Annotated in this window: 9 protein-coding genes; 6 read left to right on the top strand and 3 right to left on the bottom strand. The window is 59.5% G+C overall.

All coding sequences use genetic code 11. The features are described 5' to 3' along the window. On the bottom strand, window positions 1–308 hold a 308-nt coding region (locus NW830_RS05700), incomplete at its 3' end, for a Uma2 family endonuclease (protein ID WP_414404607.1). 538 nt (window positions 309–846) lie between these two features. On the opposite strand from NW830_RS05700, the gene upp reads away from it, so the two are divergent. From upp to NW830_RS05685, 3 genes are all read left to right on the top strand, one after another. After that, window positions 847–1,530, top strand: coding sequence for a uracil phosphoribosyltransferase (gene upp, locus NW830_RS05695; RefSeq protein WP_414362316.1), 684 nt, complete (start codon window positions 847–849; stop codon window positions 1,528–1,530). Window positions 1,531–1,772: 242 nt separating this feature from the next. After that, window positions 1,773–2,669, top strand: coding sequence for a hypothetical protein (locus NW830_RS05690; protein ID WP_414362315.1), 897 nt, complete (start codon window positions 1,773–1,775; stop codon window positions 2,667–2,669). Further along, the gene (locus NW830_RS05685) at window positions 2,656–3,342 is read left to right on the top strand and encodes a tetratricopeptide repeat protein (protein WP_414362314.1); all 687 of its coding nucleotides are present in this window, start codon (window positions 2,656–2,658) and stop codon (window positions 3,340–3,342) included. The genes NW830_RS05690 and NW830_RS05685 overlap by 14 nt, the downstream gene beginning before the upstream one ends. Window positions 3,343–3,632: 290 nt before the next feature. On the opposite strand, the gene NW830_RS05680 is transcribed toward NW830_RS05685, so the two are convergent. Next, window positions 3,633–4,166, bottom strand: a complete 534-nt coding sequence (locus tag NW830_RS05680; protein WP_414404606.1) for a hypothetical protein — start codon at window positions 4,164–4,166, stop codon at window positions 3,633–3,635. Beyond that, a complete protein-coding gene (locus tag NW830_RS05675) occupies window positions 4,157–4,522 on the bottom strand; it encodes a hypothetical protein (protein ID WP_414362312.1) in 366 nt (121 codons plus the stop codon). The genes NW830_RS05680 and NW830_RS05675 overlap by 10 nt, the downstream gene beginning before the upstream one ends. Window positions 4,523–4,678: 156 nt before the next feature. Between NW830_RS05675 and NW830_RS05670 the strand changes: the two genes are divergently transcribed. The 3 genes from NW830_RS05670 to NW830_RS05660 are packed head-to-tail and all read left to right on the top strand — an operon-like array spanning window position 4,679 to window position 8,899. Continuing rightward, complete coding sequence (locus tag NW830_RS05670; RefSeq protein ID WP_414362310.1) at window positions 4,679–4,966, top strand: DUF2103 domain-containing protein; 288 nt, start codon at window positions 4,679–4,681, stop codon at window positions 4,964–4,966. 20 nt (window positions 4,967–4,986) lie between these two features. Next, on the top strand, window positions 4,987–6,357 hold the full coding sequence (locus NW830_RS05665; RefSeq protein WP_414362308.1) for a TIGR03279 family radical SAM protein: 1,371 nt from the start codon (window positions 4,987–4,989) through the stop codon (window positions 6,355–6,357). A 4-nt stretch (window positions 6,358–6,361) separates the two neighbouring features. Beyond that, window positions 6,362–8,899 carry a UPF0182 family protein gene (locus NW830_RS05660; RefSeq protein WP_414362306.1) on the top strand — a complete coding sequence of 846 codons (2,538 nt, stop codon included), beginning with the start codon at window positions 6,362–6,364 and terminating at the stop codon, window positions 8,897–8,899. Window positions 8,900–8,994 lie beyond the last annotated feature (95 nt).

Raw genomic sequence — 8,994 nt, 5'->3', positions numbered from 1 at the left:
TGAGGGGTAAGCTGCTGCCAGCGCTCCTTGGCCACCCAGGCGGCGTCTGGAGAGCGAATGGCCCCATTGGGCAGGGCAAAGCCAGCAGAAGCGTCGAAGGCCACGCCAAGCTGGGTTTGGCGGTTCCATTGCCAGAGTTGGGCGCTGAGGCTCAGGTTTTGGCGACTGCTTTCACTGCCGACAGGGGCCATGGCAACTAACTCCCCCCGGGCAGTGCGCTCCAAGCGCAGCTCAGGGTTCTGCCGGCAGAGCTGCTCAAAGACTTCATCAGTCAACTCCAGGCTAGGCCGCAAGTTGAGGGAGATCACGGCTTAAGGGATCCTGTCCCGCTAGCGCTATTGTAGTTGCTTGGGATCCCTCACCCCCAGCTTCTCCCCTAGGAGGAAAGGGGGGTAAATTGTTGCTGTTTGCCCCAGGGAGGCTGCAGCTTAGGTTAAGCCAGAGCCCGTTCCTCAGCGGTTCTCGCTCTGGGCAGTTTAGCCCTCTCCCCTGGAGGAGCGGATGGCCTCAGTGAGCACCCTCCCTTGCCCCCAGGGCTTTAGCTGCTTCAATTGACCCAATTGGTGGGTTCGCCCAAGCCGTTGCTCCCAGCGAGTTGTAGTTGACCCTCAGGTGGGCTCCCTCCAGGCTCGCTGGTGGTGACCACAATTTACCCTGCTGGATCTAGACTTCAGCTTCCTTGGGCTCCTTCCGATCCCTGCCGCCCCCTGAAGGGTAACTTCTGCCTTCGGTTGCCCCACCGTCAGCTGGGTCCTCAAAAGTTCACCAGCTTGTGCTAGCGTCCACCGGCAGCCAACATCTCGCCCTAGTTTTGCAAAAGCTTGCCTTCTGCCCCCACAAGTCGCTATGCTACCGCCCAGGTTGAGGCATCCTTCGGTGGCAAGTCAGCAACTGCGGGTTTACGTCCCTCCCCATCCGCTCATTAGGCACTGGCTAGCTGTGGCCCGAGACAGGGAGACTCCCATGCCTCTTTTTCGCACGGCCTTGGTGGAGTTGGGCCGCTGGCTGACCTATGAAGCGATGCGGGAGTGGATCCCAACCCAGAAGGTGCAAGTGCAAACGCCTTTAGAACCGGCTCTAGCGGAAGTCATTGACCCCAAGGTGCCGCTGGCCATTGTGCCTATCCTGCGGGCTGGCCTGGCCATGCTGGAAGGCTGTCAAGCCCTTTTGCCCCAGGCGCGGATTTTTCATGTGGGCCTGGTGCGGAACGAGGAGACGCTGCAGGTCAGTTGTTACCTCAATCGCCTGCCAGAGCAGATCCCGGAGCAGATGCGCATTCTCATCCCTGAGCCGATGTTGGCTACTGGGGGTACTTTGCTCTGGGTTTTGGATGAGCTAAAAAAACGGGGGGCAGATCCTAGCCTAGTGAGAATTGTCAGCGTCTTGGCCGCTCCGCCAGGGCTGCAGCGACTGGGATCCCATTACCCAATGGTGCAAATTTTCTGCGCCATGATTGACGAGCGTCTAAACGACCGAGGGTTTATCCTGCCTGGGTTGGGAGATGCTGGGGATCGCGCTTTTGGCACCTGATCCCTGCCATAAAGCAAAGCTAGGAGCCGGGCTCTACCGCTAGTAGCGGCTGGGCGGGGCAGCAGGGCGTAACCTTTGGCAAGGCCACTCCGGGCGCTTCACTTCTGGCAAGGCTGTTAGATGATGGGAATGCTGGCCGCCTGTGTCCTAGACCCCAGGGATCCGCTTTGGACTCCTCGGGCTAGGAGCCGTCTGATCTAGCTAATTCGACAGGTGCCAGTGCCTTTTCCCTTCCTGGGCCTATGCGACTTGTCCTCACCAGTTTGGATGGCAGCCTTTTGGATCTGGAGTCCAACAGCTATGGGGCTGCTCGGCAAGCTTTGGCGGCTCTGGAGCGCCGCTCCATTCCCTTGGTGCTCTACAGCCTGCGTACCCGCGCTCAACTGGAACATCTGCGTCGGCAACTGCACCTAGAGCATCCCTTCATCTGCGAGGACGGCTCCGCTATTTATGTTCCCGAACATTACTTTCCCACAGGCATTTTGGATGAGCGCTGGCAACACCGCCCTCCCTACTATGAGTATGCCCTGGGGCTGCCCTATTCTCGCTTGCGCCAGATCCTGCAGCAGGTGCGCCAAGATTTCCAGCTGGACTTGATTGGATTTGGCGACTGGACGGCTTCAGAGCTGGCAGCGGCCACCGGGATCCCTTTAGAGGAAGCAGAACGGGCACAACAGCGCGAGTACAGCGAGATTTTCAGCTATTCCGGGGATCCAGCCACGCTGAGAGTAGCCTTTGCCCAACAAGAGGCCACCCTCAGCCAGCACCAGCTGCGGCTGCGTCAGCTCCACCTTCCCAGCCCTTCGCACTGGTATCTCACTGGCTGGAAGTGGATGCATTCAACCCCAGCAGCCAGTTTCTGGCCTGGAGAAGAGGCGGTGCGGTTGCTTCTCGACTGCTACCAGAGACACTTGGGCCCGGTCAGGGCTCTGGGCATTGGCTGTTCCCTGCCCGATCTGGCCTTTTTGCGCTGGGCGGAGCGGAAAGTCGTGCTTCCCAGCCCAATTGCGGGTAGTCTCTGGAGTGAGGCCATCCGCCTTGGGGGGCCAGGGATCCAGTTAGCTCCCCTTCCCGGCCCGGAGGGGTGGAACGAAGTGGTGTTGAGGTGGCTGGAGGAAACCGATCATGGCAGCGAGTAGCAGTAGAGAGGCCGCCGTCCTCGGCCTGAAAGCTGTGGGATTTCTGCTGAGCTGGGCGCTGGGATTGCCTGCCTCAGCCCAGCCCCCCCTGAGTTTGCTCACCGGGGAGCCGACGGTGGCTCAACTCAAGGAAGATGCAGCCCGCTACCTACAGATGGGCTTTCACACTCTAGCTATTAACGCCTACCGGGCCGCCCTTGAGCTAGAAGACAAAACTAGGGTTCTCCCCAGTGAGCGGGATCCCGACGTGCCCTTTAACCTCGGCCTGATCTACGCTCGCCAAGGCAAGCTGGCGGAGGCGCGAGCCGCCTTCCAACGCTCAGTGGAGGTGGATCCCACAAGTTTCAAGGCCCGCTACCAACTGGCTTTGGTGGATCTCAAATTGGGGAACCTCGTGGAAGCCAAACAGCAGCTCACTCTCCTGGCCCACGCCGCCCGCAGCAACCCCGAAACCTATAGCCACATCCAGTCCCTGCTGGCCCCCTTGGAGTCGGTTCCTCTTCCTAGCCAACAGACTAACAACTCCGCTCCCCCCCTAACCATCGATTCGGAGGGGGACAAATTTGCGCTTGAACAAACAATTGCCCCGCCAGAAGCAACTCTAGAAAAGCAGCCAGAGGAAGAGAAACCTCTCTCGGCCTTGCAGCGGCTACGTCGGCGGGAGCTGGACTAGATCCCTCCCTGTCCAAACCAGCAAGCAATTGGGAATAGATAGCTACGGCTCAGGAAGAAGAGCCGGCAATCCCCAGAGGACTGTTGCGAGTGCGGCTCTCCCTGACAGCGATAAAGGAAAGAGCGGACGCTGAAAAGCTAAAGGAGAACCTGAAGTTCTATTTGGTTTGGACGGCGGATTCTACCCCCATTGATCCTGTTGCTAGATGAACTACCCCACCGCGCAGGCGGGTGGGGTTTCCCCATCCGCTTGACAGCAGAGCTTTTGTCTCTTCCTCTGCCCCAGTTGCTTCATGGATCCCGTGTACCCAACATCCGCTCCCAGAACTTGAGCTGCTCATGAACTGGCGAGTAAGCCAAGCCGCTAAAGTTCCACAGCTGCTGCAGCGTCTGACCGCAGTGGACGTGGAACTGACACCGCACCATCCAGCCCTTCATTTCCGACGGGGGATCAAGACACAGCTCCGCGTGCTCGCGCTCAAAGAACAGGCAGGGCTCTCCCCAACCCCACAGCTGCGGTGGCGGCGGGTCACTGCGGGCAAACCCGTGAACGGTAACTTTCAGGTCCAGATCCGTCTCATCAGGGTCGTATTGCCGCCCCAGCTGTTGCAGCAGATAAGCCAGGCAAATCAAGGCTTCAAAACGGCGCTCAAATAGAACATAGGAGTTCTCCAGACCATACTGCTGCCCGGGCCGGCGCGCTTGCAGGTGTCGCAGCGCCTGCGCAGCTCGCTCCACGTCGTCGTGGGCCACAACCGGCAGCCAAGTCTGAGGCGAGGTGTAGCGTACCACAAGAACCAAAGGTAGAGGGCTATCTATGGCCATGGCAAGTTTGGCTTTTGTGCATCGGCAGCCGCTAAAGCATATCCCACTGCCGCCACGCCGCGGATATTAAATTGGGTTAAGCCTAAGACAGTGTTTAGTTTATTGCCAATGTCGATTAGTCTTAGGTTGATCTGTCTCAACTGAATGTTGGCAAGGATCCCGTTGATGATATCCACTCCCGGGATCCAGTTGACAATGCTATCTGCGAGTGTCAAGCCCCCTGTTTCTCTCAGCCAGGCCACCACCTGCTTAGAAGCCACTTCTCGCACCACGCCGCCTACGCGCTCGTAGGTTCCATTCTGCAGGCCTTTCAGGATGGCTTCGGGAATCTCTAGGATGACTTGCTCGGCAACCATAAGTCAGGAGACCCTTGCGCTTGCTGCCGCTAAACTAGCACAGAGAAAACCCTCTGAAAATGCCTGCACTTGGAGAGTTGGCCAAGGCTTATTCTCAGTTGCAAGGGTAAGAGCTTAGCATGGAGATCCAGCCTCTCTCGCTGTTGCGTTGCCGCTATGTCTAAGCCTGCCGGTCGACTGGTTTGGAACCACTCCACCCACATTTCTGGGCTGATCCCTGTCCTGGAGCGCCTGACTCGACAACCGGGCATTAAAACTGTAACGCCGGGCGCCTTGTCCTGCAGTCGGGGGCGGATCCCTCAGTTGCAGTTGCGGATTTCCGTGCCCATTCGAGGGGGATACAAGTTGGTGGCCCGCAAGGGCAGCAGCGTGCAAGAGGTGTTTGTGGTCACTGATCTGAGCCAGTCGGAGCTGGAAGCAGCAATTCGCCGCTGTCTGGAGTAGGTTTGTACTCTGGGCGCGCTATGTCCCGTGCTAGCCTCAAGCCTGCCCGCATCAGCGCCGTCCTACCCGGATCCCTGGCGGCAAAGGTGGGCATTCAGCCGGGGGAGGCGCTGGTGAGCATCAATGGCGAGAAACCCCGCGACCTCATCGACTACCGTTTCCTCATTGCTGAGGAATATCTCTGCCTGGAGATCCTAGACAGCCAGGGGATCCCGCGCACCGTTGAGCTGGAAAAAGACGTGGACGAGGATCTGGGGCTGGAGTTTGAGACGGCTTTGTTCGATGGTCTCATCCAATGCAACAACGCCTGCCCCTTTTGCTTTATCGACCAACAGCCTCCTGAGATGCGGGCAAGCTTGCACCTCAAAGACGATGACTACCGCCTCAGCTTTCTCTACGGCAGCTACCTCACCCTCACCAACCTGACTGCTGCCGAGTGGGATCGCATTGCCCGCCTGCGCCTTTCTCCCCTCTATGTGTCGGTCCATGCCACCGACCCCCAGTTGCGCAGCCGCCTGCTCAAAAACCCGCGTGCCGGCTTGATCCTGGAGCAGTTGGCCTGGTTTCGCCAACACCGCCTGCAACTGCATGCCCAGGTGGTGGTTTGCCCAGGCTGGAACGATGGGGAGCAGCTAACTCGCACCCTTCTGGACTTGGCCGCCTTTGGCCAACCCATTGAAGGGATCCCAACCGTCCTCTCGGTGGCGGTGGTACCGGTGGGGCTAACCCGCTTTCGCCCTCCCCATGATGAGCTGATCCCAGTGGATGCTGCCAAAGCGGTGGAGGTGATTGATCAGGTGGAAGCGCTGCAGGCGCAGTTTCGCCAAGAACTGGGATCCACCTTTGCCTGGCTGGCTGATGAGTGGTATCTGCTGGCGGGTCGGGAACTGCCGCCGGCAGAGCACTACGAAGATTACCCCCAACTGGGGAATGGGGTGGGATCCCTGCGCTTGTTCTTGAGCGAGTTCGAGCAGGTGCAGCTGCCGGCTGGGATCCCTGCTCCCCTCAAAGTCCTCTGGGTGGTGGGCAACGCTGTGGAACAGGCCTTCCAGCCTGTGGTCAAGCGGATGAACGGCATTCGGGGGCTGCAGTTGGACCTGTTGCCCATTGCCAGCCAATTCTGGGGACAAACCCTGACGGTAACCGGGTTGTTGACAGGACAAGACATTCTGGGCGCTCTGAAATCCGTTGAAAACTTGGCAAGCTACGATGGGCTACTTTTGCCCCAGATTGCTCTTAAGGATGGGGAGCGCTTCTTGGACGATCTCACCTGGCAAGAGTTGCAGGCCCAAGTCGGGATCCCGGTGGTGCGGGTGGACGGGGGTCCAGCGGGCTTGCTGCAGGCGGTGCAGGGGCTAGGATCAAGGGCAGCTCCGGGCCAAGGACGGTGAGGCCATGCAGCGGTTGCGGCGAGGGCTGCTCCTGTTGCTTTGGATTGGACTGGGGATCCTAGCCATCACGGCTTTGGCGTCTTTCTATGTGGATCTGGCCTGGTTTGCTGAGCTGAACGCCTTGCCGGTGCTGTGGACACGGGTGATGGCTCGCTGGGGGCTGGGCCTGGGCGCCTTTGGTTTTGCCCTGGCGGTGGTGGGATCCAACATCCGCGCCTGCTGGCGGGGTGCAAACCCAGCCTGGGCCTGGGCCATTGCCCTAGGGTTGAGCGGCTGCTTGGCCTGGTCTCTTTCTCGGCACTGGTTTACACTGCTGCTCTGGCTGCACCAGGTGCCCGTCGGGGAGTTCGACCCCATCTTTGGCCGCGATCTGGGCTTTTTTCTTTTCGGCTTGCCCTTTTGGGAGACGCTGCAGCACTGGTGTTTCAACTTGGTACTGCTTACTTTGATCACGACAGCACTCATCTACCTGGTGGAGCTAGGGCTATCGGAGCAGCGGCTGACCCTGGCCCTTTCCCTGTTTGCCCAGCGGCACTTGCTGATCCTGGCGGGATCCCTGTTTTTAATTCGCGCCTGGGGGCATTGGCTGGAGCGCTACGAGCTGCTCTACTCCACCCGTGGCGTTGTCTTTGGCGCTGGTTTTACCGATGTCCACGCCACCCTGCCAGCCACCACTCTAATGAGCGGGGTGGCTTTCCTGACGGCCATTGGCTTCTGGGTTTTGGCCCGCCAAGGGATCCGCCTCCGCCTTCCCTTTTTCAAATCCTGGTGCCCTGCCTGGGCCAGTTCCCTGCTGGCACCGGCTTTGCTTTGGGGGGCCTACCTGGGGTTTGGGCTGCTGACTACCCGGCTTTACCCGCAACTGGTGCAAACCCTTTTGGTCACCCCCAACGAGCTGGAGCTGGAGCGCCCCTACATCGAGCACAACATCCGCTTTACCCGCGCTGGCTTTGGCCTGACCGAGGTGGAGGTGAAACCCTTTCCAGAGGAGGGATCCCTGACGCTGGAAACCCTGCAGCAAAATCAATCCACCCTGCGCAACGTGCGCCTTTGGGATACGGAGCCCCTCTTGGTTACCTATCGCCAGCTGCAGGAGATCCGTCCCTATTACCAGTTTCCCGATGTGGATGTGGATCGCTACCGCATTGGCGGGGAACTGCGCCAAGTGATGCACGCTGCGCGGGAATTGGACTTTGCCCAGGTGCCGCCTGCTGCCCAAACTTGGGTTAACCAGCGGTTTTTCTATACCCACGGCTATGGCCTCACCCTCAGCCCGGTGAACGTAGTTACCCCAGAGGGGCTGCCGGACTTTTTTCTCTCGGATATCCCACCGCGGGTTTCTCCCCGCTACCCGGAGGTGGCGCAGGTGCTGCGGGTGGAACAGCCGGCTATCTACTACGGCGAGCTGACCACTACCCATGTGTTTGTGGGAGCCGAGGCAAGGGAGCTGGACTATCCCGCTGCCGATCGCTATGTCTACAGCAGCTACCGCGGCACGGGCGGCGTGCCCATCCCCCACTTCTGGCAGCGCTTTCTCTACGCCTGGCACTTCCGGGATCTGCGCATTCTTCTCAGCCGCGAGCTTTCCTCTACCACCCGCTTTCTCTATCGCCGCCAGATCCGGGAACGGGTGCGCCAGGTGATGCCCTTTTTGCTCTACGACCGGGATCCCTACCTGGTGATTCAAGGGGGCAAACTCTACTGGTTTTTCGATGCCTACACCACCAGCAGCCGCTACCCCTACTCGGAGCATCTGCCCGGCTTCCCCTTCAACTACATCCGCAACTCCGTCAAGGCGGTGCTGGACGCCTACAACGGCAGCATTGACTGGTACATTGCCGACCCCCGGGATCCCCTCATCCAAGCCTACGCCCGCATTTACCCCACCCTGTTCCAGCCCCTAGAGGCCATGCCGGAGCCGCTGCGGCAGCACATCCGCTACCCCCAGGATCTCTTCCGCCTGCAAGTGCAGCAATTTGCCACTTACCACATGACGGATCCCCGTGTTTTCTACAACCGGGAAGACCAGTGGCAGATCCCCAACCAGTTCCGCAAGCAGCGGCGCCTCCCCATGCAGCCCCAGTACCTTGTCCTCACCTTGCCGGAGGAAAACCAGCCTGAGTTTGTCTTACTTTCCCCCTTCACTCCCCTCAACAAGCAGAACATGGTGGCTTGGATGGCTGCCCGCTGCGATGGGGAAAACTACGGCAAGCTGCTGGTGTATGAGTTTTCCAGGCAGCGCCTCATCTACGGGCCAGAACAGGTAGAGGCGCGGGTCAACCAGGATCCCGCCATTTCCGAGCAAATTGCCCTCTGGAACGAACACGGGTCGCGGGTGAACCTAGGCACGCTGCTGGTCATCCCCATCGAGACATCGCTCCTCTATGTCCAGCCCCTTTATCTCGAGGCAGAACAGGGCCGCCTGCCCCAGCTTACCCGGGTCATCGCCGCCTACGAAGACCGGGTGGTGATGGAGCCAACCCTCAGCCAGGCCCTGGAAGCCCTCTTCTCCTCTACCGACAGCCGCCCCTCCAACCGCTGAGCCAGGATTCCTGAGGAAGAGTTGACAGAACTTAATGGATGGTTTAAGGTTGGGTTGTCAATCTTCGCACTTCCGCAGGGAAGTTAGGTCTTATG

Origin of the sequence: Synechococcus sp. OH30 (assembly GCF_047462175.1) — a bacterium.
Classification (GTDB): Bacteria; Cyanobacteriota; Cyanobacteriia; order Thermostichales; family Thermostichaceae; genus Thermostichus.
This window is presented reverse-complemented; position numbering and strand designations above follow the sequence as displayed.

Excerpts from the sequence above, each read along its gene's own strand:
- upp (WP_414362316.1), top strand. The coding sequence starts at position 847 with ATGCTACCGCCCAGGTTGAGGCATCCTTCGGTGGCAAGTCAGCAACTG.
- NW830_RS05680 (WP_414404606.1), bottom strand. The coding sequence starts at position 4,166 with ATGGCCATAGATAGCCCTCTACCTTTGGTTCTTGTGGTACGCTACACC.
- NW830_RS05665 (WP_414362308.1), top strand. The coding sequence starts at position 4,987 with ATGTCCCGTGCTAGCCTCAAGCCTGCCCGCATCAGCGCCGTCCTACCC.
- NW830_RS05670 (WP_414362310.1), top strand. The coding sequence starts at position 4,679 with ATGTCTAAGCCTGCCGGTCGACTGGTTTGGAACCACTCCACCCACATT.
- NW830_RS05675 (WP_414362312.1), bottom strand. The coding sequence starts at position 4,522 with ATGGTTGCCGAGCAAGTCATCCTAGAGATTCCCGAAGCCATCCTGAAA.
- NW830_RS05660 (WP_414362306.1), top strand. The coding sequence starts at position 6,362 with ATGCAGCGGTTGCGGCGAGGGCTGCTCCTGTTGCTTTGGATTGGACTG.
- NW830_RS05690 (WP_414362315.1), top strand. The coding sequence starts at position 1,773 with ATGCGACTTGTCCTCACCAGTTTGGATGGCAGCCTTTTGGATCTGGAG.
- NW830_RS05685 (WP_414362314.1), top strand. The coding sequence starts at position 2,656 with ATGGCAGCGAGTAGCAGTAGAGAGGCCGCCGTCCTCGGCCTGAAAGCT.